The 25,928-nt window shown below is 54.7% G+C and carries 25 protein-coding genes and 3 pseudogenes; 11 read left to right on the top strand and 17 right to left on the bottom strand.

Annotation, left to right across the window (positions count from 1 at the left end):
• Positions 1 to 47 precede the first annotated feature (47 nt).
• Both RUM8411_RS21575 and RUM8411_RS21570 read right to left on the bottom strand, forming a co-directional pair.
• Positions 48 to 650, bottom strand: a complete 603-nt coding sequence (locus RUM8411_RS21575) for a hypothetical protein (protein WP_143534973.1) — start codon at positions 648 to 650, stop codon at positions 48 to 50.
• Positions 651 to 720: 70 nt separating this feature from the next.
• Positions 721 to 1,794, bottom strand: a complete 1,074-nt coding sequence (locus RUM8411_RS21570; RefSeq protein ID WP_159453948.1) for an AraC family transcriptional regulator — start codon at positions 1,792 to 1,794, stop codon at positions 721 to 723.
• 472 nt (positions 1,795 to 2,266) lie between these two features.
• Here RUM8411_RS21570 and RUM8411_RS21565 point away from each other — a divergent pair, with 472 nt between their 5' ends.
• From RUM8411_RS21565 to RUM8411_RS21550, 4 genes are read left to right on the top strand one after another with little or no spacing between them, the layout of a single operon-like run.
• Entirely contained in the window at positions 2,267 to 3,325 is a 1,059-nt protein-coding gene (locus tag RUM8411_RS21565; RefSeq protein WP_085824796.1) for a DUF1214 domain-containing protein, read from the top strand.
• Positions 3,326 to 3,341: 16 nt separating this feature from the next.
• Positions 3,342 to 4,352, top strand: coding sequence for a DUF1254 domain-containing protein (locus RUM8411_RS21560; protein WP_085824795.1), 1,011 nt, complete (start codon positions 3,342 to 3,344; stop codon positions 4,350 to 4,352).
• Between the two features lie 40 nt (positions 4,353 to 4,392).
• Positions 4,393 to 5,181 (top strand): hypothetical protein, encoded by a 789-nt coding sequence (locus RUM8411_RS21555; protein WP_085824794.1) that lies wholly within the window; start codon positions 4,393 to 4,395, stop codon positions 5,179 to 5,181.
• Positions 5,182 to 5,230: 49 nt separating this feature from the next.
• On the top strand, positions 5,231 to 5,695 hold the full coding sequence (locus RUM8411_RS21550; protein WP_200818624.1) for a phosphate-starvation-inducible PsiE family protein: 465 nt from the start codon (positions 5,231 to 5,233) through the stop codon (positions 5,693 to 5,695).
• 55 nt (positions 5,696 to 5,750) lie between these two features.
• Here RUM8411_RS21550 and RUM8411_RS21545 read toward each other — a convergent pair whose 3' ends face one another.
• Both RUM8411_RS21545 and RUM8411_RS21540 read right to left on the bottom strand, forming a co-directional pair.
• Positions 5,751 to 6,167 (bottom strand): hypothetical protein, encoded by a 417-nt coding sequence (locus RUM8411_RS21545; RefSeq protein ID WP_085824793.1) that lies wholly within the window; start codon positions 6,165 to 6,167, stop codon positions 5,751 to 5,753.
• Positions 6,168 to 6,283: 116 nt separating this feature from the next.
• Positions 6,284 to 6,826 carry a glutathione S-transferase C-terminal domain-containing protein gene (locus tag RUM8411_RS21540; RefSeq protein ID WP_268808370.1) on the bottom strand — a complete coding sequence of 181 codons (543 nt, stop codon included), beginning with the start codon at positions 6,824 to 6,826 and terminating at the stop codon, positions 6,284 to 6,286.
• Between RUM8411_RS21540 and RUM8411_RS23105 the strand changes: the two are divergent.
• Positions 6,777 to 6,941, top strand: a pseudogene (locus RUM8411_RS23105) (SDR family oxidoreductase); the annotation flags it as partial. The gene RUM8411_RS21540 and the pseudogene RUM8411_RS23105 overlap by 50 nt on opposite strands.
• 146 nt (positions 6,942 to 7,087) lie before the next feature.
• On the opposite strand, the gene RUM8411_RS21535 reads toward RUM8411_RS23105, so the two are convergent.
• The 3 genes from RUM8411_RS21535 to RUM8411_RS21525 all read right to left on the bottom strand — a co-directional run bounded on the left by RUM8411_RS21535 (position 7,088) and on the right by RUM8411_RS21525 (position 9,352).
• Positions 7,088 to 7,576 carry a DUF8737 domain-containing protein gene (locus tag RUM8411_RS21535; RefSeq protein ID WP_085824835.1) on the bottom strand — a complete coding sequence of 163 codons (489 nt, stop codon included), beginning with the start codon at positions 7,574 to 7,576 and terminating at the stop codon, positions 7,088 to 7,090.
• Between the two features lie 61 nt (positions 7,577 to 7,637).
• A complete protein-coding gene (locus RUM8411_RS21530) occupies positions 7,638 to 8,198 on the bottom strand; it encodes a carbonic anhydrase (RefSeq protein ID WP_085824791.1) in 561 nt (186 codons plus the stop codon).
• Positions 8,199 to 8,245: 47 nt separating this feature from the next.
• A complete protein-coding gene (locus RUM8411_RS21525) occupies positions 8,246 to 9,352 on the bottom strand; it encodes an NmrA family NAD(P)-binding protein (protein ID WP_159453947.1) in 1,107 nt (368 codons plus the stop codon).
• 87 nt (positions 9,353 to 9,439) lie between these two features.
• On the opposite strand from RUM8411_RS21525, the gene RUM8411_RS21520 reads away from it, so the two are divergent.
• Positions 9,440 to 10,027 (top strand): TetR/AcrR family transcriptional regulator, encoded by a 588-nt coding sequence (locus tag RUM8411_RS21520; protein WP_085824789.1) that lies wholly within the window; start codon positions 9,440 to 9,442, stop codon positions 10,025 to 10,027.
• Positions 10,028 to 10,132: 105 nt separating this feature from the next.
• Here the strand turns inward: RUM8411_RS21520 and RUM8411_RS21515 are convergent, their stop codons facing one another.
• Both RUM8411_RS21515 and RUM8411_RS23100 read right to left on the bottom strand, forming a co-directional pair.
• Positions 10,133 to 12,364 carry an adenylate/guanylate cyclase domain-containing protein gene (locus RUM8411_RS21515; protein ID WP_085824788.1) on the bottom strand — a complete coding sequence of 744 codons (2,232 nt, stop codon included), beginning with the start codon at positions 12,362 to 12,364 and terminating at the stop codon, positions 10,133 to 10,135.
• A gap of 630 nt (positions 12,365 to 12,994) precedes the next feature.
• Positions 12,995 to 13,561 (bottom strand): annotated as a pseudogene (locus tag RUM8411_RS23100) (transposase); the annotation flags it as partial.
• 422 nt (positions 13,562 to 13,983) lie between these two features.
• On the opposite strand from RUM8411_RS23100, the gene RUM8411_RS21505 reads away from it, so the two are divergent.
• From RUM8411_RS21505 to RUM8411_RS21500, 3 genes are all read left to right on the top strand, one after another.
• Positions 13,984 to 14,688: an adenylate/guanylate cyclase domain-containing protein gene (locus RUM8411_RS21505; protein ID WP_268808369.1), complete on the top strand. Its 705-nt coding sequence runs from the start codon at positions 13,984 to 13,986 to the stop codon at positions 14,686 to 14,688.
• A gap of 302 nt (positions 14,689 to 14,990) precedes the next feature.
• Complete coding sequence (locus RUM8411_RS22910; RefSeq protein WP_200818622.1) at positions 14,991 to 15,194, top strand: hypothetical protein; 204 nt, start codon at positions 14,991 to 14,993, stop codon at positions 15,192 to 15,194.
• Between the two features lie 51 nt (positions 15,195 to 15,245).
• A complete protein-coding gene (locus tag RUM8411_RS21500; RefSeq protein ID WP_085824787.1) occupies positions 15,246 to 15,494 on the top strand; it encodes a tetratricopeptide repeat protein in 249 nt (82 codons plus the stop codon).
• Between the two features lie 570 nt (positions 15,495 to 16,064).
• Here RUM8411_RS21500 and RUM8411_RS21495 read toward each other — a convergent pair.
• Genes RUM8411_RS21495 through RUM8411_RS21470 form a run of 6 tightly spaced genes read right to left on the bottom strand, consistent with a single transcriptional unit; the run spans position 16,065 to position 22,320 of the window.
• Complete coding sequence (locus tag RUM8411_RS21495; RefSeq protein WP_085824786.1) at positions 16,065 to 16,817, bottom strand: ABC transporter ATP-binding protein; 753 nt, start codon at positions 16,815 to 16,817, stop codon at positions 16,065 to 16,067.
• Position 16,818: 1 nt separating this feature from the next.
• On the bottom strand, positions 16,819 to 17,667 hold the full coding sequence (locus RUM8411_RS21490) for an ABC transporter ATP-binding protein (protein ID WP_085824785.1): 849 nt from the start codon (positions 17,665 to 17,667) through the stop codon (positions 16,819 to 16,821).
• The gene (locus RUM8411_RS21485) at positions 17,664 to 18,575 is read right to left on the bottom strand and encodes an ABC transporter permease (protein WP_085824784.1); all 912 of its coding nucleotides are present in this window, start codon (positions 18,573 to 18,575) and stop codon (positions 17,664 to 17,666) included. Before RUM8411_RS21485 ends, RUM8411_RS21490 begins: the two co-directional genes overlap by 4 nt.
• A complete protein-coding gene (locus tag RUM8411_RS21480; protein ID WP_085824783.1) occupies positions 18,572 to 19,630 on the bottom strand; it encodes an ABC transporter permease in 1,059 nt (352 codons plus the stop codon). The genes RUM8411_RS21485 and RUM8411_RS21480 overlap by 4 nt, the downstream gene beginning before the upstream one ends.
• Positions 19,631 to 21,226: an ABC transporter substrate-binding protein gene (locus RUM8411_RS21475; protein WP_085824782.1), complete on the bottom strand. Its 1,596-nt coding sequence runs from the start codon at positions 21,224 to 21,226 to the stop codon at positions 19,631 to 19,633. It abuts the gene before it with no gap.
• Between the two features lie 35 nt (positions 21,227 to 21,261).
• A complete protein-coding gene (locus tag RUM8411_RS21470; RefSeq protein ID WP_085824781.1) occupies positions 21,262 to 22,320 on the bottom strand; it encodes a dipeptidase in 1,059 nt (352 codons plus the stop codon).
• A 118-nt stretch (positions 22,321 to 22,438) separates the two neighbouring features.
• On the opposite strand from RUM8411_RS21470, the gene RUM8411_RS21465 reads away from it, so the two are divergent.
• Positions 22,439 to 23,350, top strand: a complete 912-nt coding sequence (locus RUM8411_RS21465; protein WP_085824780.1) for a LysR family transcriptional regulator — start codon at positions 22,439 to 22,441, stop codon at positions 23,348 to 23,350.
• 133 nt (positions 23,351 to 23,483) lie between these two features.
• On the opposite strand, the gene RUM8411_RS21460 is transcribed toward RUM8411_RS21465, so the two are convergent.
• Positions 23,484 to 23,849, bottom strand: a complete 366-nt coding sequence (locus tag RUM8411_RS21460) for a VOC family protein (RefSeq protein ID WP_085824779.1) — start codon at positions 23,847 to 23,849, stop codon at positions 23,484 to 23,486.
• Positions 23,850 to 24,036: 187 nt separating this feature from the next.
• Between RUM8411_RS21460 and RUM8411_RS21455 the strand changes: the two are divergent.
• Positions 24,037 to 24,412: pseudogene (locus tag RUM8411_RS21455) on the top strand (IS110 family transposase); the annotation flags it as partial.
• Positions 24,413 to 24,693: 281 nt separating this feature from the next.
• On the opposite strand, the gene RUM8411_RS21450 reads toward RUM8411_RS21455, so the two are convergent.
• On the bottom strand, positions 24,694 to 25,710 hold the full coding sequence (locus RUM8411_RS21450; RefSeq protein ID WP_085824778.1) for a helix-turn-helix domain-containing protein: 1,017 nt from the start codon (positions 25,708 to 25,710) through the stop codon (positions 24,694 to 24,696).
• Positions 25,711 to 25,928: the final 218 nt, after the last annotated feature.

The following is a 25,928-nucleotide window of genomic DNA, read 5'->3' as shown; positions in this document are numbered from 1 at the left end:
AATCCACTCTTAAACCCGGATCGACCACGTGGAATCAATGTGTGAACTTACATTTGACCAGAATGTGCAGTTGCAGCGAATGTCAGGAACGATGGACCGCAGTGCGACACCAGCGCGGTAAATGAACGGTTGGTACGGGCTGCGATCAGAGGGTCTATCCAATCGTCGCTGGTCTTAGCACTTGGCGCCGGGGTGGGGCCGCCGACCAGAGTGGTTGTGCTGCTTGTCTCAAACCAACGAAATCCACCCCCAACATCCACGGCCAGATTTTGGTTCTGATAGGCCGTGTAGGCGGCATAGCCACTGAAGAACTGCGTCTTCAGACTGGTTTCAGCGCCGCTGAACACCGGGCCGGGAGTATCACCGTCAAAGGACAGGTCTGTGCGCATGTAATCCGCGATCAGCGACCATCGGCCATTTCGCGCTTCAAGCGTTCCCATGAAGGCCAGATCAAGGTTTTCAACCGCATCACTGAAGCTCAGCTCCGACTCCAGCGAGCCAATTGTTGTCTTGGTTTCTGCGCCGTAGATGTAGAAGCTGCCGTAAAAGCTCCAGCCGGTATCCTGTGCCACTGCTGCGGATCCGCCAAGCAGCGTCATCGCTGCAACTAGCGAGTTGGCTGCGATACGGCATATTCTTAAGCGCTCCATGACCCGCTTCCCCTGTTTTGCCTATCCAGAGTTTGAAGCGCGGCAAAAGGTGGACCGCGCCGTAGTCCTGTTACGTTTCACACTCGCATTCGACTGGGTCGAGTATCGGCACAGACGCCGCGTGGCGCTTCACTTCGTGCGCGCGAAAATCAGAAGGTGTTTGACCGGTCCATTTCTTGAATGCCCGTGTCATGGCGGTTGCGTCAGAGTACCCTAGCTGATCAGCGATATCGCCGACTGACGTCGCAGACCCGGAAAGCAGGTGTTTAGCACGGTCGCATTTGGCTTCGATGACTATGCGCGAAAGAGATGTCCCATAAGCCGCAAGTCGGCGATTGAGAACAGCACCACGAGCACCGCATGCTCTTGCAAGCGTCGTAACTGAAAAGTCACTTCGCCCTACCATCGAGTTGGCAACGCTCTGGATCGAACTCAGTAAGTCTGTCGGTACTGGATTTTTGGCGTCCTGACCTGCCGGAATGCCTTCGGCGGCGGTTCGGTTAACAAAATCGTGCAGAAGCCAGGCACTTGGGAAGCGGATGGAATACCCGTCTGGGCCCGCACCGACTGCCCTGATACCGTAGAAGTATGATGGGAACAAATCAGGACGATTCACCCGAACAAGGACCCTGTTTGCTTCCCAATTCTGACCAGCGGTTTCATGTAGTAACGTGACCCACCGGCTGATCTGGAACGCATCCATATAGGCAGGAGAGCAGCGCGGCGTGAACCTGCGTTTAGCAGAAAGCACGGCGTAATCTCCGGATACATCGAGTGTCATCGTGACCGCATTTGTGTTGTTTCCCGCATGAACGCAGAACTTGCCGATGAAATCAGCCAGGGAATTGGCGGTCCGAAAGGCTTGCCCGAATGGGGATGAAACGGTCGGATCTGAAGTCTGGCCAACAAGTGCGGGAAAATCTGGTGATGTGTTTTGCGCGACCGCTTCGAACACGGCGTAGATCGTATCGTGTGGAATGAAGCAATTTGGTGCGCTTAACTCTGAAAACGAAAGATCGAAACCCGCAAGGAGATCTTCTACGGATCGACCGGATTCCCGATAAGCCACCAACAGCGGCAAGAGAACCCGCCCGCGCGCAAGTGGCGGTGTCCTGTGCTGAGCGTTCCCGTCCTGGCCCGTCATCCTACATCCTACACGAACTGCAATGAAAATTTTGAGCACTCCAAACATAGTCCGGCGCAGCTCGGTGTCCCTGACCTGTGTCAAAGCCAAACACACTTTTTGAAGAAAGAAAGTCAGTTCCCGTTGGATGGGACATGCGCAAGTTACATCTCACCACCCGCTGATTGCAGTTTAAGGAATTGATATTCTAACAGGAATTATCGGTCAGCCGCATGACCGCAAAGAAGAAGAAATTCTGACAGACTGGTTAAAGCGTTTTCGCACCCTGTCATTTTGAACCAGTTTTCCGACGCGGTTGTTCCAATCTGTCAGGGCATACATTCGAGTTCTGTGTTTTGTTGAAAAGCAATGACCACGGTTCCAATAGTAGAATTTCTGCACACCGCAAAGTGAGAGGCGTGAGTATGCGCGCCTGATCAGGTGCCGGGACCATCAAGCAATGCATTTTTATAGTTGGTTAGTGGAGAGGCAAATGATCAATCACACGCACAAACGCTGGAAGCTGGCGGCCTTGGCTGCAGCGTTAGGCAGCTCCGCGACGGCTCAGAGCTTTGATACCACAGTCGATGCACTTGCCGAGACATACGAGGTGCCGGTCACAATAAGTAACTTTGTTCGGGCTGCGACTGATAACGAATTGAAAACGTATGACAGGTTGGCCGGAGGCGTAAACCAGTTCTTCCACTTCAAAGAACCCACGCCAATCGACAATCAGCCCACTATCCGGATGAACCGGGACACGCTCTATAGCGTTGCGGTTATCGACATCAGCAAAGGCGCAACCTTGACACTGCCCGATGTGGGCGACCGGTACATGACGACGATGGTGGTCAATCAGAACCATTTCATCAATGAAGTGTTTGACGGTGGTGGTGTGTTTCAGCTCGACATGGACACATTCGACACCCCCTACGTACTTGTATTTATGAGAATACTGGTGGATGCCGAGAGTCCGGAGGACATCGCGGCAGTCAACACAATTCAGAACGGGTTCACTATCGAAGCTGCCTCGGCAACGCCCTTTGAGATGCCCAATTATGACACCGAAAGCTTCGCGGCCGTGCGTCAGGCCGCGATTGAGTTGGGCAGGTTCGCCACAGATAGCGTTCGGACCTTTGGCACGGCAGATCACGTCGACCCGTTGCGCCATTTCCTGGGCACCGCAGTCGGCTTTGGAGGTCTACCGGAAGAGGAAGCCTTCTATCTCAATATCGAGCCCGGCCTGCCGCTCGGCGAATACAGTATCCAGGTGCCGGCGGATGTGCCCGTAAACGCATTCTGGTCCGTGAGCCTGTACAATGCAGACGGATTCTTTGAACTCAATTCCCTTGACGCCTACGTGATCAATTCGGTTTCGGGCACCAGGAATGACGACGGCAGCGTGACCGTGCATTTCGGGGGCTGCGACGACGGTCGCGCCAACTGCCTTCCGATCATGGATGGCTGGAACTATGCAGTACGCCTTTATCAGCCCGGCCCTGACGTAATCGACGGAAACTGGGCCTTCCCGACCGTGCAACCCGTGAACTGAAAAACAGGATGCTGAGATGAAGATACTATTTCTGACAGTCGCTCTTACACTCCCAACAGGGGTCTGGGCTGAGGATGTTGTCGATGTGAACGTGGACAATCTCGTGCGCGCTGAAACGGACCATATGTTCCGCACCAACATGAATAACCTCGGCTCGGCCGTTGGCGAGTTAGGGCATATGCGCGAAGCCACCACACCTGACAATCAGCCAGTGATCCGCATGAACCAGGACACGCTCTATTCCGCCGTTCTATTGGATTTGAGCGAACCAGTCGAAGTCACGCTTCCCGAAGCGGATGGCCGTTACATCTCGATGCATGTCATCAACCAGGATCATTTCATGTACGCCGAGGCAACGCCCGGCTCTTACCTGATCACCAAAGAAGACCTTGGTACGCCATTCGGATTCATCGCCTTCCGCACTTTTGCAGACGTAACCGACCCAGATGACATCGCCGCAGCACGGGTGGCGCAGGATCAGATTGTCGTCAGTGGCGGTGGAACTGGTCCGTTTGATGCGCCCAGCTGGAATACCGAACAACTCGCCGTAGCGCGTCAGGCAATCAGCGATTTGTCCCTGCTGGGCATCGATACGTCGCGTGCCTTTGGTAGAACCAAAGAGGACGTTGACCCGGTTCAGTTTCTGGTTGGGGCGCTTTCGGGTTGGGGCGGTCTGCCCCCTGAGGCAGCAATTTACCTGCTAAGCGCGGTCGATAAGAACGACGGAGAAACGCCACACACGGTTACAGTTAAGGATGTCCCGGTTCGGGCGTTCTGGTCGGTGACCGTCTATAATGGCGAGGGTTTCCTGGCTGCTAATGATCTGGGTGTTAACAGCTACAACGGCTACACGGCCGAAGCCGCGGATGACGGATCAGTTACGCTCCATTTCGGTGGGTGCGAGGACGGCCGCGTGAACTGCCTTCCGATCACTCCGGGGTGGAACTACGCCGTCCGTCTTTACGAGCCAGAGGATGCAATCCTGAGCGGTAGGTGGTCGTTCCCTACGGTGGAACCGATCAACTAGGCCACTCGCCCATCCCGCCCTTCAAAAGGAGTACACGGCTATGCGTCGATCCCATGCACTTGTGGGGCTGTTTTTTGCAGCCAGCGTAGGAACCTCAACCGTTGCAGACGAGGCCGCCGATTTGGCCCAGGAACTGGCCAACCCGCTTGCTGCCATCATCTCGGTTCCGTTTCAGTTGAACTATGATGATAACCTGGGTGTCTCTGATCAGGGGTCGCGCACCACGTTGAACTTTCAGCCGGTCGTGCCCTTTGAACTTAACAATGACCTAAACCTGATCACCCGTACGATCATTCCTTACATCTGGCAGGAAGACGTTGTCCCGGGGACGCGTCAGGAAGGGGTCGGCGATATTCTGTTCTCCGCATGGTTTTCTCCCACAGGAACAGGGGATCTGACATGGGGCATTGGTCCGGTCGTGCGGTTACCAACCTTTAGTGACGTGTCAAGCGACACATGGGCAGCCGGGATCACCGGCATTGCCCTGCGTCAGACCGGGCCGTGGACCTATGGTGCGCTGGCCAATCATCTGTGGGATCTGGAGAGCAATCCCGAAACCCCCACGAATGTGAGTTTTCTCCAGCCTTTTCTTGCTTACTCCACTGAAGGTGCATGGACCTATTCGCTTCAAAGCGAAAGCACCTATGACTGGGAGGCTGAAGCCTGGGCCGTGCCAGTCAACGCATCGGTGTCACGGCTGGTGCAATGGGGGGCGGTGCCGGTCAATCTGCAAGCCGGGGTCGGCTATTGGCTGGAGACACCCGAGGTCGGTGCAGATGGCCTTAGACTACGCTTGCAGGCCCAAGTCGTCTTACCCAGAAGGCGCTGACCTTTGGCACAGGCTTTGCTTGCCAGATGCGGAAATTAGGGAGGTCTTGATGGTCGAACAGATGCAACCCAACGGGCAAGCGCATGTCGAGCTTGATCCCGATCATGAAGACCTGATCGTCAGAAACTGCAACCGTCTTTTACGACACGCGGTTCGGGTGATGTCTTTGTTCATGGTCATTGTGATCGGATTCGCCGTCATTGATGCCGGGTATTCGTTCTACATAAAGCTTGTAAGTCCACCGGTTCTTATTCTTGATGTCAGTGATCTGCTCGACGTCTTTGCGGCCGCTTTGGTGGTTTTGATCGCTATCGAAATCTATACCAACGTCACACTCTACCTGACTGCAATTGTCATCCATGTAAAACTGGTTATTGCAACTGCTCTTTTGGCGGTTGCCAGAAAGGTTATCACACTCGATACTTCGGACTTAGAACCGCTTTACTTCGTTGGGTGTTCGGGGCTCGGTTTGGCGTTCGGTGTCACGTATTGGTTACTGTGGCGCGGCAAGTGAAAACGACAAGGAACACCTCTAATACTAGCCTAAGCTTGCCTACCCAATTCGGTGCTTAAGCAAACCCGATAATCGCCCCTTCTTCGCCCCAAGGGGCAACACCCGGCTCCGAGGTAATCAGAAACCCTCCATTTTCGACGGTAGGGACCCGACCCGCAGCCTCGATCTGGGCCAGAAGGTCATCACGGGTCAATTCGAAATGCGAAATCAGCGCCTCGGCCTCTTCTTCGGCTATCGCCCGGGAATGTGAGGCCTCCAGCAACGGCAATGCTTCTTCCGGCACGGCAACAGTGCTTACGCGAACACCAACACCGCGCAGAACTTCGTTCACGCCGTCGATACCTACCGCTGTCGCGCGGCCATCGTTTTTTGCCAGCTCCAGCACACCAGCGGTATCTTGAGCGCCGGCAATGGCTTGATTGGAAAGCCAAAGTGCCATCGCACCTACGGCCAGTTTGGACAGGATTTGCATGAAAAGTTTCTCCATCAGCAGATATTGGGGGCTGTCCCCAATTGGTTACGGTTCAGTTCGTAAGAAATTCAGCCGGTTAAGCGTTCGATCGTCGTGACGCGATCACGCACACGTTTTCAGATCTTCGGAAACGCAAGGTCGCGACTATGTGGCTGGTCGAGGTCGAACTCGGGCCCGGCAGATACGATCCAATGAGGATTGAAATGCCTGTGGCTCTGGAAATAATGTGCGCGGAGTGAACCCATATCGATTGTGTCCGAGACACCTGAGACCTGGTACAATTCGCGCAGATATGGTGCCAGGTTCGCATAGTCCGAGATACGTTTGCGGTCGGTCTTGAAATGCGTCACGTAAACCGGATCAAAGCGGACAAGGGTTGTGAATAGCCGCCAATCAGCCTCGGTAATCCGGTCCCCGACAAGATAGCGCTGCATGCCGAGAAGCTGGTCGAGATCGTCCAGCTTGGAAAACAATTTCGTGACCGCTTCGTCATAGGCTTGCTGAGAGGTGGCAAAACCGGCGCGGTAGACTCCATTGTTCACTGGCCCGTAGATATCTTCGCTGATCCGGTCGATTTCCTGCCTTTGGGCAGGCGGATAGAAATCCTGCCCGGGTTCAACGAGGACGTCGAATGCCGGCCTGCATCCCCTGAAACGCATGGCAGAGCCAAAGGAGATTGCCCAATCTGCTTTGTTCTTGTTGTCAGACCGGGCAAGTTTCGTGACGGGATCTCCATTCGCTGTCGACGGTGGCATGGCGACCCGCCTGATTTGAGTTTCTGCCGTTGGTTACTTGATAGCCAACGGCAGTCGGGGAAACCGCTTCGCGGCGTCATGGAGCATGATGAATTTCATCTTTGGACCGTGAGGCCCAGTGGGGCAGGCAGCAGCGCTGCCTGCCCTGGAACGATATCTGTCCTCTCATGCCGAGACTGTCTTGGGTCCATCTGCCCTCAGCAGTCGTGCAAAGATCATCACATGCGTGACCAACAGTACCGGCACAAAGAATGTCGGGATGAACCATGTGGGGCCAAAGTAGTCAATTGCCTCGGCTTGGCGCAGGGCGTTCGCCAAATCGAGGGTACCAAGGATGTTGAAACCCCACACCAACGGAAGGGCGGCCACTGATCTCCATCGCAAGGCTAGAAGCGCGGCGATTGCCAGAAATGCCGAGAGCAGATCCCCATAGCTGGCGCTGGTTGCAAACGCCTCGGGCAGGCCTGAGTTATTGAGATTTGGCACCATGAAACTCATTCCGATGTGTCGGAAAGCATGCGGCAGCAGGAGGATTGAGAGCGCCGCCGCCGCGGACAGCCGTGCAAGCCATGGTGCTACGTACCACGCTGCGATTAGAGAAAAGACAAAGAGGCTCATCGCGAACTGAAGAAGGAATATCACTGTGGGGGTCATCTGATCGGTCCTTTCGATATGCGTCTGTTTACGGAATTTGGAGGCGGATTCGGGCAGACGTTCACCCTCGCGATGCACTCGCTTTAGCCCGCATTGCCCCTAGTGAAATGGCAGGAGAAATAGCGTGGGCTGTTCCAGTGGCGACATCGTAAAGCAAGGCTGAGACGGTGATTGCGTCCGGCACCTCTGGTGCCACGGCCAAACGCTTGATGTCTGCCGAAAGGTCGCTTTCCTGGTCCGTGATTGCGTATTCGGACACGTCGATTCCAAGCTTTTCCAGCAACATGTCCTGAAGGTCAGGATTGGACAGCCGCTGGGCTCCACATTGTGTGTGCTGCATCAGGATTACGTTGAACCCCTGTTCGCGGCCCTCTGTCATTGCACTCACCAGAAAGGCGAGGGTGGCAATTTCTTCGATTGCGGCGCGTGTAACTCGTCCGCCGTTGTTTCGGATCACAACCGCGTCGCCAAGCTCCAGACCGAGGATGTGCGCGGGATCGACCCGGGCATCGCCGCAAGTCAAAACAACCGTTCGCAACTTTGGCAGGATCGGCAGGTCAGCACTGTCAAAGCCTGCGGCGAATTCCTGGTTTCGAGTGATGAGTTCATTTTGAACGTTCATAAAAATGTCCTTTCGTCGGGTGGGTCAATCCTTCGTCTCGCGCAGTCTCAGGCGACACGCATCTGTGAGGCTGCTCCGCCGTTGGGTTGGTGTCCTTCCGTCCATGCCGCATCGTCCAGGCAGTACGACGAAGAGGAAAGCTGAACGTAGTCTCGCTGCATCTGTGCGCGATCAAGATCGAAGGGCCGCGTCGCGAGGATCTTTAGAAAACTGCCGATCGCGCCAATGCTGCCTGGTAGGCTGCGCGCCAGGTCTGGTTGATCAGCGACCTTGCGGCGCACGATGTTTTCGAAGGCTTCCGGTTCGCACCCTCCGACTTGGAATACATCCTCGGTTGTGGCGTTCACCGCAAAGGCGCCTCGCTTGTACTCTTCTGAATAGATTGCAAGCTGGGTGACTGCAGCTTCTGAATAATTTGCTGGGCGCAGGGCTTTCAGAGCCTTGACCATCATACGCTCGGAAATGTCGACATAGCGTACCCGCCGTCCCAGCGCGCGGCCCATTGCTTCGGCGATCTCGTTGGGCGACAGCAGCGTTGGTCCCGTGGGGCGGTAAGTCTTGCCCGCATGGCCTGCCGGGTCCGCCAAGGCACCGACCACCACGCGTGCAATGTCCTTGTTCGAGGGGGCTGCATTCTTTTTCACGTCGCCGTCGCCAAGCGGCATCGTGAACAGCCCAAGATGGGCCGCCATGCCCAGCACCATCAGGTAGTTTTCTGCAAACCATCCGACATTCACCGTGGTTACGGACATCTCGGGGCGCATGCCGATCAGGATGTCGCCCAGGTAAACTTCGCGCGTAAACAGTGATGGGTGATCTACGCTCGAAAGCCATTGGCTAAGTGTAACGACGTGTTCAACCTCTGCTTCGTAAGCCGCAGCGGTGAAGACCGCATTGAAGTGCAGCCCGTTGGGTGCTGTCGGAGCGCATTGATACGCCCGCAGCACGCCTTTCATGGCTTTGCGCATGTCGCTCAGCGAATACTGGTCACCCACGAATAGTTCAGCGCCAGCGCGCTCAAGCAGGTCAGAACGATGATCCCTCTGACGTACGAACGCACGGACAGGAAAAGTCTTGGCTCTGAGCTGAAGTGCAACTTGCGATCCGGTCTTACCGCTTGCGCTTGTGACTAGGATCTTGGGCTTGGCAGGCACGGGCACGCTCCTTTAGATGATGGTTGCAATCTATAATTTAGATGATAGATACAATCTTAATTGTCAACCCCTTCTGGGAGCGCGAAAATGCCGAGGATGTCGGAAGCGGAAAAACAGCGCAGTCACAACAGGATACTGGATGCTGCAGCGCAGTTGTTCCGCGAACGCGGGGTCGAAGCGACTAGCGTCGCTGATGTCATGAAGGCAGCCGGAATGACACATGGCGGTTTCTACCGGCACTTCGAGTCGAAAGAGGATTTGATCGCGGCAGCCTTCCGGCATGCGGTCGACGATGTCGTTTCAGGCATGGAACGCGAAGAAGCCAGCGAAGGGCAAGAGAGGGAGCGCCAGGACTACATCGCGAAGTACCTGTCCCAAGCGCATGTTCAAGACAGTCGGCATGGATGCCCGCTGGCGGCGATGGGAACTGAGCTTGCCCGCACCAAGGGTGCATCCCGGCACGCGGGCGCTCAGGCTTCGGATCGCATGGCGGCCCTACTAAGAGACACGTCGGAAACAGGCTCCGACCAGGGCTTGGCCACGATGGCACTCTTGATGGGTACGATTACTCTGGCTCGTTTGGCAGGAACTGAAGAAGAGGCAGACCGGGCACTGGAGGCCGGACGCACTGCCATAGATTTGCTGCAGGATCATTGGCCGAAAGACAGGTCCTAGCCGAACTGAACGATCCACCACACCAAGCCAGCCGAAACAATGGCGTCTGCCGATAGACGAGACAATCTCGGTGTTGGATTAACGAAAGCAGGGCAGATCTGACCTTCAATCATTCACGCGTACGAATTCAGAATCGATAACACCGAAGTTTAGGACGGATGAAACGAACAGGGTCTCGTCAGTCGATCGAGCGCGATCAAGGTAAAGATAGTGGCAGAGTTCGCGACCCTGATGGACTGAAGGAAGTCTTCGACAAATCTGATCGCCAGCGATCCGCCATGTTCCGGTCAAAGGTATCCCATTCATCCAGGCGAAGTTCATTGAGATCGTCCCGTCGGGCATCCGCTCTTCGGAAAAAGGAGCACCGAAGGGTCCAATCGTGTGCTTTTCCTCGAATTTGTCGGAATGCAGCTGAACGAGTTGTTCATGATCGATACGATCGCCTTCCCGCCCTTTAGGAAAGTCGAACGGCCACTCAGGCAGGCCAGATCCCAGCATGGCCTCGGCATATGTCTGATAGACTGTCGGATCCTGGTAGATTTCGAACCATGGCTTCATCCAATTCAGATTCAGCCAGACATTGTTTACCAGAAACCGCTCGATATTGGCCCGGGCGGCCTCTACGTTTCCTTCCTCATACTGTGCATCGGCCATAATCCTGAGATGCTGTTCTTTTATCTCCTCCTGTGGAATCTCCGATAGGAGCGCGAGTGCCCTGTCGCTGTCTCCGGCACGTAGATAGCTCCAAGCAAGATCACCTGTCTCGCCGGAGTTCAGCCTGGGCGACAGTCGTTCAAACTCTTCGAATGCCTCGATCGCCTTGTCGTAGTCACCTATCGTGGTCAGGCTCAGGCCGTGGACATATCGCAAGACTGGCTCGTTGGGATTGCTGAACACGGAGCTTCGCGCAATCGACAGGGCGCGGTCGCGTTCGAGGTGCTGAATCAACAACTGGACCTGCAAGCCAATGGCCACCGGGTGCTTTGGATCGTTCTGCAAAACCTCGTCGACAGTGTCAGTTGCAATCTTGAGGGCGTCCAGTGTGAAGCGGATCGTATTGAAACTGCCTTCCCAGACTTTGAAATTGGCTTCTGCGTATCCGAGCTTCGCTTCGACAAAAGCCGGATCCAGTTCGATCGCTCGCTCGAATTGGGTGAGCGCCTCGCCGATGTCCGTAAAATCCTTGCTATCGAGCAAACGTTTAGCCTTGGCAAATGCAAGATAGGCCGCTGGACTGTCCGTGGGCGCCGATTCAAAGATGGCCCGTTCAACGGGATTGAGTTTGAGTTTCATTGCGCCGGCTGCGCCCAGTTTGAGCGTGACGACCATGTCGAGAAACTGATCTCGATCTCCGGTCAAGGACCGATGCCAGAGCGTGCCGTCACCCGGTTCCGCAGTATCACGCAGACGCGCCTGCACTTTGATCTGGCCCTTAACCGTCTCTGCTGACCCATCGAGGACATAACGCAGGCCCAGGTTTTGCGAGACCTCGTCCAGCGGCACATCAATGCCCTCGTAGGCCAAAGCCATTCTGTAGGTGGAAATGGGCATATGGCGTTGCCGCTCGAAGGACAGAAGCAGCATTTCGGTCGCCGCATCGGCAAGGACTTGATCGCCGCCATGTTCAGACTCAAAAGGTAGGATCAGCAGGCCCGCCGTGTCTGGTGCGGTGTCCTTGAACAGATCCTTGGCCGTAAATACGCCGATGACGGCCGCAAGGCAAAGAACTGCCGCGATCAACGGCTTCCGGCGACCGACGCGCAGACGCTCTTTGCGTGCGACGATCTTGCCCGCATCTCCCGGGTCGAGTAGGACACTGTAGGCATGCACGGGTTCGGAGATGTTTTTTACTGACAAGGTGCCCTGGTCCGCGAACCCGAGGTCGAGCTTGCCTTTGACATTCCGAAAAACCGCTTCGGACACGAGGATGCCTCCCGGCTCGGCCAATCCTTCGAGGCGCGCGGCGATGTTGACCCCTTCTCCGAAAATGTCATCGCCGTCAACGAGTATGTCACCAACGTTGATGCCAACCCGGTAGGCGATCCAGCGGTCACCGCTGGCCCCGCGTGCCCTTTTGGCGATTTCGCATTGTATCTGGGCGGCCCATCGGACGGCGTTGACCGCGCTGCCGAACTCGATCAAGGCACCATCGCCGGTCGTCTTGACGACGCGCCCACCGCATTCTTCGATCGCGGGGCCAAACACTTCGTCCTGAATCGCCTTTTGCAGCGCGAGCGTACCAACTTCGTCGAGTTCCATGAGCCGGCTGTAACCAACCATGTCTACGGCCGTGATCGCCGCAAGTCTTCTCTTCCCGTTCAGCTCCGCTATACTCATCCCGCAGCAGCTCCGCAGTTGCGTTCTCTTGCCCGGGTCATTGAACCACAGTTTCAGGGATGCAGTAAGTTTGGATTACGGGGATCAGTAATTCCGGCGTCTCCGACGACTGCTATTTCTGCAGAACTGTCATCGGCACCCTCGGAATGCTGCGCTGACTATCAACGTCCGCTTTATAGAAAGCTGCGTCGCAGCGACGTCTATCGCTATAGAGGGCAGCTTTGGGCCGTCCTCATCTGGGGTAGCAAGACCTACTGATCTACTGCTGCTCCAGTTCCGACGGCTGTAGAGAGCCCTTCGTGACCGATGCTGCAAATCGCATGAGTGTCCTCAGAGCGCAGAAAGCGAACTTTGCAAACTCAGAGCCGTTTCCTGAAAGCAGACTTACACGTCTTGAGGGAATTTGGTTACCCGAACCCAAGGCGGACGTTTGCGCTGAGTAAGCTAATGCGCCTATGTCACAGGTCGATCAAGAGAATGCTCTGTATGTTCGTATTTCCACAAACGTAGGTAGTTTCAGACCGACCGAGTTCAGCGCTGACCAAAGAAAACAGTCCCTCTAAACCGCGGTTCACCGACCAGCTTATCTGGTGTCATGTCGAAGCGCTCTGTGATCCGATCAATCATGCGCCGTGCCGCAGGATAAACGGGCGAGATGTACTTGGGGACGACTTTTGTGGACGCACCGAAAGCGGCATCATCCAGTGTTTCAGGGTATTCGTCGATAACACGGGCGGTCAGGTCTGATGAGAAGCCTTCCTTGCTGTCAATGCCACGCGTCTGGTTCGCGTTGGCAGGGATCAGGCTGGCGTCGACGCCAAAGCTCTCGCCGCCGACCAAGCCCTCATCAATGCACGTCTGCAAAACTGTCTCGAAGAGATGCCGGAACAATCCGCTCTCCCGGAAACGCCCGTGCCGGTTCTTCGAAAAGGTAGAATGATCGGGCACTAGGTCGGCTAAATCGAGCCTGCAAAACCACCTATATGCCAAATTGACGTGAACCTACTCGCACAAGCGACGCTCGGACCGAATACCCTGGCAATAGCCCAGCAACAGCATCCAGACCATCAACTCAGGGTCAATCGAAGGACGGCCATGCGAACTGTACGATGGCGCTAAAAGCGGGCGAACCTCAGACTGATCGAGAAACCGATCAAAGTAGCCTAGCGGATGATCAATTGGCACAAATTCTTCGATTCAGAACTCATAAAACAGCGCACCTAGCGCCACCTGCTTTGGACCCATCATCGCAATGCCCTCCACTCTCAAATCAAGTGAATCAGGACACCAGCAACCAATCAGCGGACTTTTTCAACAGTATCCGGACAATGCAGAAGTTGGTATTTTCCACTCGAGCGACCGCATAGCGCACTTCGCAACCATAGCCATCTACGCCACGGACGGGGAGGAGACGTTGGGTGCGCTTGATTGTGCTCGTGGTTGTGTGGATGAAGCTGCCTTCAAGGGGCCGCATCAATCTTCTCTTTGCGACAAATTCTGATGGCGAGAATAACCAAGGGCGGACTCTCAACCAAGTATTTTGTAAGATAGGTTTGTGGGCTTTTTGCCGCTAACGTTCGCGTCCGGGGGGATCACTTTTGAAACGTTGACTTGCGGCCATAGTTGCGGCGGATGTGGTCGGCTATTCACGCTTGGTCAGGGCTGATGAGGAGGGCACGCTGTTGGCCTTGCGGACCCTTCGCGAAGAACTCATCGATCCCGCGATCAAGAAACGTCGCGGACGTATCGTTAAGCTGATGGGTGATGGCATTCTGATTGAGTTCGCTAGCGTTGTCGATGCGGTGGCGTGTGGCGCCGAGATGCAATTATCGTTGGCCGATGGAGACCCCGGATTGTCGAAGATTGTTTTCCGGATCGGCGTCAATCTCGGTGACGTGGTCATTGATGGTGAGGATATCCAAGGGGACGGAGTCAATGTGGCAGCGCGTCTCGAAACCTTGTCAGAGCCAGGCGGGATGTGCATTTCAGTTGCAGTCCATGAACAGGTCCGAGATCGGCTCGCCTTCAACTTCGAGGATGCTGGCAAACAGGAGGTCAAGAACATTGACCGCCCGGTGCGGGTTTGGAAGTGGTCCGCGGGGAACCCGGAAACCGATCCCGGCGCAAGTAGCGCTACCAGGCCCTTACGGCAGCCAGTGGCTCTGCCACTGCCGGAAAACCTCTCTATTGCCGTTCTGGCGTTCGACAATATTTCGAATGACCCGGAGCAGGAGTATTTTGCCGATTGCGTCGCCGAGGATGTTTGCACCGCGCTTTCCCGCGCCCGTGACCCTGTTTGTGATCGCCCGCAACAGTTCGTTTAGCTATCGGGGTCGGGCGAAGGATATGCGTCAGATCGGGCGCGAACTCGGTGTGCGTTATTTGCTCGAGGGCAGCGTCAGGCGCGCTGGTGAGCGCGTGCGTGTGACGGCACAGTTGATCGAGGCTGACAGCGGCAATCACATCTGGGCCGAGCGTTACGATCGTCCAGTCACGGACATATTCGCTGTCCAGGACGAAATCACCATAAACGTTGCCGGCGCGATCAGCAGTGAAGTTTGCACGGCTGACATTCGAAACACTGCCCTGCGTAGTGCCGAAGGCGCTCGTATCCTGGGAGCACCTAATGAAGGCCCACTGGCATCTTTATCGTGTCACCCCAGAGGACACCATTGAGGCCCAAAACATTTGCCGCAGACTCATAGAAGAGTCCGGCGAGAATTCTATGGCATACGCCGTGCTCTGTTTCAGCTACGGCTGGGATCTGATTTGCGGCTGGGTTGAGCGGACGCCGAAAGAAACGATCGAGAAGGCCGTGCAGACAAGCTAGGCAGCGATCGAACTGGACAGCAAGAATGAGTTGGCACACGCGATACTCAGCATGGCTTACTGGGTAAGCGGCTATCACGAGGGGGGGATTCGTGAGGGTGAAACCGCGGTCGCGCTCAATCCAAATAACTCGCTTGCACATGCACAGCTTGGTTGTTCGTTAGGGTTTTCCGGCACCGAATATCACGCAAGAGCCATCGAGCACTCAAATCAGGCCATCAGACTTGGGCCGCGCGATATCTGGGTTCACTTGCCGCATTCACATCTGGGACTCTATGCCATCATGGCTGGGCGTTACTAAGAGGCAATCGAGCATGGACGGGCATCGCTTGACCACACTTCTGCCCATGATACGGGCCACCGGGTCGTCGCCGCGGTGCTGGCGCTTTCCGGCCGGCAGGATGAGGCAAGGACAGCATTTAACGCGGCAACCCGAATGCAGCCCCTCGACATGAAGGCCTATTCCGAACAAGTCCATCGCATGTTCAAAAAGAGCGAAGACACCGAGCGTTATTTCGACGCCTTGCAACTGGCCGACGCGAGGACAGAGGTGTGAGAGCCCGCTTTGGGTCAAATTCTCACCGTCGAATAACTTTCCGAATGTTCCAGCAGCGACATCTTACAACCAGCTGAGAAGCACTCCGGAAAACTGCCCATCGCCGATAAGTCCCAATGTCTTGTGTGGATGGCTCCTGCATTGCAAGCGAATTTTATGAATCGCCAAATTTCAGTCTGGCTGCAATGCCCGCAAATCATTTTTAGGCGTTGTGGTCAGTGGACTATTCAACATTAATAATTTTATTCTTAGCGGCGTTTACTTTAACGGCATCGGTGTTGTCACATTAAACGTCCCAACATTAATACGCCACACTCACTGAGGAGCAACCGAAGCTCTGAGCAATTCCTGTGAGTATTCATGCCTAGGGTTTCCCATCCGCAGAGTTGCGGAGGACATGACTTCCACAATCTCGCCGTTTCTCATGACAGCCAATTGGTCACACATATGCGCAATAACAGGAAGGTCATGGGATACCATCAGATACGTCAGTCCGTGTTTCGTGCGCAGGTCAGCGAGCAAATTCAGAACTTCGGCCTGAACGCTGACATCCAAGGCTGATGTGGGCTCATCCAATAGCAGGATATCTGGCTCACCTGCCAAGGCCCTTGCAATGGCAACGCGCTGACGCTGACCACCAGAGAGCTGGTGCGGATATCGGAACCGGAACCGTTGCCCAAGGCCGACATCATCCAACAGACCCGCCACCCGTTTGTCGATATTGTCCAATCCGTGCAGATGCAGAGTTTCGCTGAGCACCTGATCGACTGTGTGCCGCGGATGAAGCGAGGCGTAAGGATCCTGAAACACCATCTGCACCGTCCGAAAGAATGCGCGATCCCGTTTCGCTCCGGACAGCGTCTGACCTTCGACTTCGATGGTACCGGACCATTGCGGCGCAAGCCCCGTTATTGCGCGCAGGATGGTAGATTTTCCGGATCCGCTCTCTCCCACAAGACCAAAGCTTTCGCCCTGCATGACACTGAGGTTGGCACCTTTGACCGCATCAACGCGGTCATGTGCGTGGCCGAACCAGACGTCTAGGTCCCTGATTTCCAATGCCGTCATTTCAACCTCTGACACTTGGTGCGTTCGACCATGACGGGTCTCGGGTCAGGACGCTCAGATGGGTGCGCTTGTCATCAAGTCGGGGAAGTGAATTTAACAGCCCCTGGGTATAGGGATGCTGGGCCTGATGCAGCTTGTTCGCTTCGCAGACTTCGACAATCCGGCCTGAATACATGATGAGAACGCGGTCGCAGAACTCGGACACGAGGTTCAGATCGTGACTGATGAAGATCAGCCCCATGCCCCGTTCCTTGACCAGCCCGTCCATGATGTTCAGAACCTGTCTCTGGACACTAACATCCAGTGCTGAGGTCGGCTCATCCGCGATCAGTATCTTGGGATTGGGGATCAGCATCATCGCGATCATGATACGCTGTCCCATACCTCCGGAAACTTCATGGGGATAAGCGCGCATCACCCTCTCAGCATCACGGATCGACACATTCTCCAGCATCTCGATAGCCATCTTCCGTGCACGAGACTTGGAGCCGGAATTGTGTTGAAGATAGGCCTCCATAAGTTGCTCACCGACAGTGACCACCGGGTTCAGTGAGAATTTGGGGTCTTGCATGACCATGGAAATCTGCTTCCCCCGGACCTCGCGCATCTCGCGTTCGCTTAACTTCAGCAGATCGCGGCCTTCAAGATTGACATGACTGGCCTCTACTATGCCGGGCTTGCGGATAAGGCGCAGGATAGCCCGACCCGTCATTGACTTGCCGGAGCCACTTTCACCGACAATACCCAGCCGTTCGCGTCCAAGCGAGAACGACACGCCGCGTACAGCGTCGAACACGCCTTGACGGGTTGGAAAACGGACCCAAAGATCTTCGATGTCCAGCAAACTCATTGTCCGTCATCCTTCGGGTCCAGAGCGTCCCTTAGGCCGTCACCCAGCAGGTTGAAAGCCAGCGATACCGTAAAAATCGCGAGCCCCGGTACGGTAGCAACCCACCAGTGGTCCAGAATAAATCTTCGACCCTCTGATATCATCGCCCCCCATTCAGGACTGGGCGGTTGTGCGCCCAGACCGAGGAAACCCAAGCCAGCCGCCGCCAGAATAATACCAGCCATATCCAGCGTGACGCGCACAATCAGTGATGAAATGCAAAGTGGCCAAATATGACGCGTGATGATCCGCAAAGGCCCTGCACCTTGCAGGCGGATCGCGTTGATATAGTCAGTTGACCGGATGGTCAGCGTTTCGGCCCGCGACATACGTGCATAGGGAGGCCAAGCCGTAAGCGAAATTGCGAGCACCGCATTTTCGATCCCGGCGCCAAGGGCAGCAACAAATGCCAGCGCCAGAACCAGTCGCGGGAAAGCTAGGAAGATGTCCGTGATGCGCATCAGGACGACATCGGTCCAACCTCCTGCATACCCCGCAACAGTCCCCACCAAAAGACCCGCTACTGGGGCGATCAGTGCAACCAGAGCGACGATGTAGAGCGTGATACGTGCACCATAAATCAATCTGGACAGAATATCCCGCCCCAAACTGTCGGTGCCCAAAAGATGCCCCCCGGTCCCTATGGGCTGAAGACGGCTAGCAAGATCCTGAGAAAACGGATCATGCGGGGCCAGAACAGGGGCAAATACCGCGGTGAAAACAAGAAGTACCAGAATGGTCAAACCAACCATAGCCATGGAATTCGTTCGCAGTGTTAGCCAGCCCTTATACAGACTGGACAATCTGGCGTGACGGCGAGACGTAGGTGCGTCGGCCAGCAGCCATTGTCGCAAAGTCAAATCGTTCATTTCGACCTCGGATCAAAGAAACGATAGAGAAGATCAGAGAATATATTCAGACAGATAAAGATCAGCCCGACCACAACTGTTCCGCCCAGAACAGCATTCATGTCTGCGCTCAGCAATGCCGTTGTGATGTAACTGCCGATGCCTGGCCAACTGAAGATGATCTCGGTCAGAACGGACCCTTCAAGCAGGTTGGCATAGCTCAGCGCGATGACCGTGATCAGTTGCACCCGGATATTCTTGAATGCATGGCGCCAGATCACTTGCCGTTCCGACAGGCCTTTGACCCGTGCGGTGATGACATATTCGGCCGAAAGCTGTTCCAGCATGAAGGAACGGGTCATCCGGCTGATATAGGCCAACGAGTAATAGCCGAGCAAAGCCGCCGGCAAGATGATATGGGTTAAAGCATTACGGAAGACATCCCAGTCTTGAACGATAGCGCTGTCCAACAGGATCAAACCCGTACGCGTTGGCACAACATCTTCGTAGAAAATGTCCAGCCGTCCGGGACCACCAACCCAACCAAGAACCCCATAGAACACCAGCAGACCCATTAAGCCCAACCAGAAGATAGGCATCGAATAGCCGACAAGCGCGACAACCCGAGCGATCTGATCAATCCACGAACCACGCTTGACTGCGGCAATCACCCCTAACGGAACGCCGAGAAAAATACCGATCAGAACACCCAGAGTGGCGAGTTCCAACGTGGCGGGGAAAACGCGGGCGATATCCTCGGATACAGGGCGCGCATTCAGCAGTGAATTGCCGAAATCTCCGTGCAGGACATCCCACAGATAATACCAGAACTGCACCAGAAGCGGTTTATCGAGACCTAGTTGTTGGTAGACCGCATCATATGTCGATTGTGATGCACGTTCACCAACAATGGCCAGCACCGGATCAATCGGCATCACGCGACCGATGATGAATGTCACGAACAACAAACCCAGCATCGTAATTGCAATGGTACCAAGAGTTTTCAGAATGCTCTTGATCCAATGGATGAGAGGCGCCGAACGGCGCCCCCCTGTTGGTCTTTCGGCTAGTGCCATCTATTTGGTCACCTGCCAGTATGACGCCGACGTAATCGCCTGCCCGGTCGAGAAATCCGTCACATTGTCACGCATTGCCGATTGTTCGATTTGCTGGAACATGATGACAAAAGGCGATGTCTCACGGAAATCTGCCTGAATTGTCTTATACATATCAGCACGTTTTACTGTATCGTTTTCCACAACGGCAGCATTCGTCTTCTCGGTCAGACCATCTGTATCCCAGGAATTCCGCCAGGCCAGCAAACCGGTGGCATTGGCCTCGTCTGAATTGTCCGGGTTGTACGCGAAGGTACCGGCGTTTGTCTGCGGGTCGGGGTAATCTGGTCCCCACGCACCAAGATAAACGTCCAGTTCACGCGAGCGGTATCGCGCCAAAATCTGCTTAGCGGTCCCGACGGTGATGTTCATCTTGATACCGACTTGTCCCAGCGCGTTTTGCATGGCCTGCGCAATCTCAATGCGCTCCTGTGCTTCGCGCACGCCGACCTCAATCTCTAGACCGCTTACACCGGCCTCATCCAGCAAGGATTTGGCCTTTTCGATGTCAAAGTTGAACGGGGCCTCATCGGATGCGCCCAGATAGGTCTGAGGTAGAAAGTTCTGATGGATGGTGTACTGACCCTTTAAGAAGCTGTCGCGCATTCCCTCATAATCGATGAGATACTTAAACGCCTGCCGGACCTGAGGCTTGCTCAGTTCAGGATGCTTCTGGTTCAGCGATACATACATCAGACGGCCTTTCAGCTCGTCAGCAATTTTGACCCCATCTACCGATGAGGCACCAGCCACATCTTCGGGGTTCAGATTGCGGGCAATGTCGATGTCCCCGCGTTCTAGCAACAGGCGCTGACTGGCGCTTTCTTGAACGTGGCGCACGACCACACGCTCCATAGTCGGGGCGCCCAGATAGAAGTCGGGGTTAGATTTCAGCGTTACGCTTTCATTCGGCTTCCAGCTGACCAGACTATAGGCACCCGATCCAGCCGTGTTGGTTTTGAGCCATTCATTGCCCAAATCGCCATCTTTATCGTGCTCCATCACTGTCTTTTTGTCGACGATCCCGCCAATTGTAGAGGTCAGGCAGTTCAGGACAAAGGATGTCGCATACGGCTTGTCCGTGGTGATGGTCAACGTATCGCCATCTGCAACGATTGTTTGCTCGATGTTTTCAGGCGTGAATCCAAACTGTGTTAGGATAAACGCCGGAGTTTTGTTCAGAATGATCGCGCGGCGCAGCGAAAACTGAACATCATCGGCGGTCACAGGGTTACCGGAGTGAAACGTCAACCCGTCCCGGATCTTGAATGTGATGGACTTTCCGTCCTCTGACACGTCCCAGCTTTCGGCAATATCCGGCTGATATCCGGCATCCAAATCCAGCGGGTCGAAATTCACCAGTTTCCGATAAACATTCCTGCTGACATCGGACCCGGCAAATTCAAAGCTCTCGGCTGGGTCCAGTGTGGTGATGTCGTCAATGCGATTTGCGATAACCAGCATGTTTGGTGGTGTTTCTGCCATCGCGGAAGTCGAAGTCACGGCCAGCGCCATTCCAAGCGCCGCTCCGGTAAGCAATCTACTAAATGCGTTCATGTTGTCCTCTCTGTCACTATGTCTTTCATCGACGGTTACGCCCCCCAGGTCTTTTCGAGAACACGCAACCAATTTTCGTGGCAGAGCTTCTTGATGAGCTCTTCACCATAACCATGGCGCTCCATGGCATCTCGTAGTCGGGGCAGCATGGATACATCCGTCACATCCTCCGGCACCATTGCCCCGTCATAGTCCGACCCGAGCCCAACCCGATCCTCACCCAGTATACCAATCAGGTGATCAAGGTGCCTCAGAACCTGCGTCAAAGGCACGTCGGAAACCATCCGCCCATCTTCGCGTAGAAATGCAGTGGCAAAATTCAGGCCGACCATTCCGTCGCTTTCAGCAATCGTGCGGAGTTGATCATCCGTCAGATTGCGGGCGTGCGGGCATATAACATGGGCGTTGGAATGGGTCGCAACCAATGGGGCGTCAGAATACCGCGCCACATCCCAAAAACCCTTTTCAGTGAGATGTGACAAGTCCAGCATAATGCCAAGTGCATTGCAGCGCCGCACAAGCCTGAGACCACGATCGGTCAACCCGCCGCCAGTATCTGGCCCTGATGGGAATTTCAACGGTACTCCGCGCCCGAAGATGTTTGGTCGGCTCCAAACCGGCCCTATCGACCGCAGGCCCGCGGCGTAAAAAACATCTAGCGCATGCAGATCGGTGTCGATCGCCTCGGCACCCTCTATGTGAAAAATGGCGGCCATCCGGCCTTGCGCCATGCAATCCCGGATGTCAGCGACCGAACGAACCACCTGCAATGCGCCCAAACGCTCCAGTTCGAGCAGGATTGCGATCTGGCCCAACGCGGCAGGCAAGGCATCTTCGGCATCAATCTGATCTGGAAGCGGCAGGTCATAACTCGACTGGACCATCTTTTTCATCTTGGCCGCCAAATCCATCGATGATGGAACCCAGATCGCAAAGAAACCTCCGCCAAAGCCTCCACTTCGGGCTTTGACCAGATCAATCGCGCCATCAAGACCTGTAAGGAAGCGACCAGCTTCTGACAATCCACCCGCCGAGGCAAGTTTCGACAATACGTCGTTATGCCCGTCGAAGATCAGCGGAGACGTTTTCACCATTGCACCACATGTTTCAGTATCATTTCGATACACGCTAACAGACGGGATCATCATAATTGCAAAAAATTTCAATGAGTTTTACTCATAGAAGTAGACGGAATCATGAGGCCGTAAAGAAATGGTAAAACCTCGCAACTGGCATTCGCTGCCAGAATACCAAGCATTGCGAGCACTCATGCAGGCCGGAACAACGGCGGCGGCGGCGCGACAACTGGGTTTGTCGCAATCGGCGGTCAGCCGTTCGATTGGCAGCCTTGAAGCGCGGCTTGGGAAAATGCTCTTCGAGCGGGACGCGGGCAGGTTACGCCCAACGCAAGAGGCGGTCAGGCTCAACATGCGGCTTGATCCTCTGTTCGAATCTTTGGACCGGATCGACGGCCCCGCCGAAGCCGTGCAAGAAACCCTGCGTCTGGTCGCACCACCCAGCTATGCGCATCGATATATCGTTTCCCTCATCGCAAGTTTTTTACGGGGGAACCCAGGGTTCTTCATCAATTTGGAAGTGACAACTTCGGACCTGGTCACGCTAGGTGTCTTGGAAAATCGATTTGATCTGGCAGTGACCGGCGTTGAACAAAGCCGTGCAGGTATCAAACTCATTCCTTTTCGGGTATCTCCTGCAGTTTGTGTTATGCGCCCAGAACACCCACTAGCAACGCGCGACACACTCACCCCGTCTGACCTTCATGAACAGGATCTGATCGCCTTGACATATCGTCATGGACGGCGTGGACAACTTGATCGGTTGTTGCACCAGGTTAGAGCCGAACCCAGAATTGTTGCTGAAGTTTCGACCTCTTTCGCCGCTGCTGACATGGCGCGAGAAGGTTTGGGCTTGGCGGTGATCAACCCATTTCCGGTGTACATGTATCGATCCCCAGAACTGGCATTTGTCCCGTTTGAATCCCCCATGCGATATCGAGGTCATTTTGTTGTTTCAGACCAAAGGCCCGTTCCAAGGATCGCCCGAGCCTTTATGCGGCATCTCCGGCTGAACACACCTCCTGATCCCTTTTCAGATCGTAACTAGGAAGCGTACAGACCCACCCAAATCCGTTTTTTTGTTTTCACGGTCGCCACTACGGTGCCAATCGACCATCCCGCGAAGCATTCGGGTTAGTTGGATGGAGGAAACGCGGGCTCTGTTGTCCTCGTGCCGAGCGCTACAATGCAACTACTTCAAGCAGTTCAATACGATTTCCAAACGGATCGCTGATATAAATTCTCTTGATGTCGGGTAAGTCGATGTCAGTTCGAACGTCAACACCTGCAGCCTTAAGATGAGCAACAGTGTTCTCCAGTGAGTCTACTCTAAAGCCCGGGTGGGCTTTCAGCGCAGGAACAAATGGTTCTTCCACTCCCAGATGAAAACGCACATTCTGGCATTGAAACCAAACTCCTCCGCGACCGCGCAAGGCCTTGGGTTTTTCAACTTCAGAAAAACCCAATACGCCACAATAGAATTTGCGAGCGTCACCTTCTCTGCCTTTTGGCATAGCAATTTGGATGTGATGTAGTTCTTCAATCATCTTGCCCGGCCCAGAGACTAAATCAATACAACTAATGTAGTACGTCATTGCATACGTTAGTGCATTCCCAATCACAATTGGGTCGTTAAAAACGGCGCAAAGCGGATGAGGTGGATGGCTCCTGCTCCACCGGCATCGAACGTGCCAAAGTGCAGTTGTTATCGACTGCTAGGAAAGGAGCCACCCAATGACAGTAAAAACCGTGGGCCTGGATTTGGCCCCATGAGCGCTGACGTCAGACAGTGCACTGTGTTTCAGCCACCGGACGCCGGATCATCAACAAGAAGATCAAGCGCGCGAAGTTACCGGCGTTCTTCGAAACGCTGCCGAGATGTGTTGTCGGCATGGAAGCGTGCGGTTCGGCGCACCACTGGGCACGCGAGCTGCGCAAACTTGGCCACGATGTTCGGCTCATGCCAGCAGCCTATGTCAAACCCTATGTGAAGCGCGGCAAGACAGACGCGGCGGATGCCGAGGCGATTTATGAAGCAGTGCGTCGACCAACCATGCGCTTTGTAGAGATCAAGTCCGAAGACCAGCAGGCCGTTCTTGCAATACACCGCGCCCTGGTTTTGTCCAGCGGCGCTGGAGCTGCCGCGCGCGTGTCTATTGGTTTTCCCGTACTATTTGGCATAGTTCTGGACAGCACGCTGGGTCTGCTCATGATCCCAGTGCTGTATGCTGTGTTTCAATCACTCAGCGAACGGCTTGCCAAAATCGGCCTTCGCTGAGTTGGCGTTGTCTGCGTTGTCGTTGTTACATGACTACCGGTGACGGGATGTTAAAGCGCATCAGGGGTCGCTACTCGTTGAAAATTTGGCGCGTCACTTATCAAAGCTCTTTTTTAGAATTGAGTGTGCTTTGCCATCAGCGTGCCGTCATTTCCATGAAAGCGCTGAGTTCGAATATTTTCCGGCCGCGTATTGTAGTGCTCGAAAAAAGCGCGCGCCAATGCGACGCTTGAGGAAAAGCCGGTCGCTACTGAGATTTCAATCTGGGTCATGTCAGTGAGCCGCAAAAGGCTATGCGCGCGTTCTAGGCGAAGTTCTTTGTAAGTTGCTAACAGCTTTGTACCCGTCTTTTTCAGAAATTGACGTTGAAGCTGACGCGTTGATGTTTTCACTTTTGCAGCCAGATCAGAAATCCTTATTGGATCTTCAATATTGTCCAGCATTGTGTCCAAGACGCGCAGGATCAACTGATCGCCTTTTGCGCGACGTACCAAACGGGTCGCCAATTGGCTTTCGTGTTTGTACTGCGGTTCCGACAGTCCGATATAGGCGCGCAAAAGATCCGCCAGATGCTCGCCATGGTCAATTGACACGAACTCGGACAACAGTTTTAGCGCGCTCAGCCTGGTGGCCGCACTGTGCGCACTCCCCTCGAACGCCAGACTGGTTCCGCGGCCGCAGCTTGTGATCCCATTTTCGAGTGCTGCGGCTTTGAAGTTAGGGTGAACTGCCACTGCCGTTTGGTCCGCGCACCGAAGTCTTGCCAGCACGAAAATAGCACCACCAACGAGGATGGATCTGGGCGATTGGCTTAGTACCTGCGAAGCCCAGGTTTTGTGCGGACCATTCAAGCTCCAGGTGTTTTCAAGATCACCCCAGAAAATTGCAGTGCGACCTGACCAGTACATTGGTCCACCCGCTGGTTGTTCGGTTGGTACACAAAGATTGACAACATAGGTGTGATCTTCAATCAGAGTGTTCAAAGCCCGATAGAATTCAATGACCACTTCGGCAGACGCTTTTTCATTCTCGTCGCTTAGGATGACTTCTATGTGTTTTAGCCTTCCTGGTTTCGAAGGCCGTGAGTCGACCGGGCAAAGTTCGGGGTTTCCAAGGACATAGTGTTTCATTGTTCCTCAAACGGCTAGGTACGGGTGGTACATGAAACGGGACGAACCCAGATTTGCAGGCCCCCCGCCTGTTGGCGGGGGGGTATTGTGTTTACTCTGCTGCGTCTTGGTATTCTGACATTGGAGGGCATGTGCAGATTAGGTTTCTGTCACCGTATGCGTTGTCGACGCGGTTTACGGGGGACCAGTATTTGTCGACGCCCATCGAGCCCGGGGGG

It is taken from the genome of Ruegeria meonggei, assembly GCF_900172215.1.
GTDB classification, from domain to species: domain Bacteria; phylum Pseudomonadota; class Alphaproteobacteria; order Rhodobacterales; family Rhodobacteraceae; genus Ruegeria; species Ruegeria meonggei.
The sequence above is the reverse complement of the archived record's forward strand: the minus strand, read 5'-3'. Positions and strand labels throughout refer to the sequence as shown.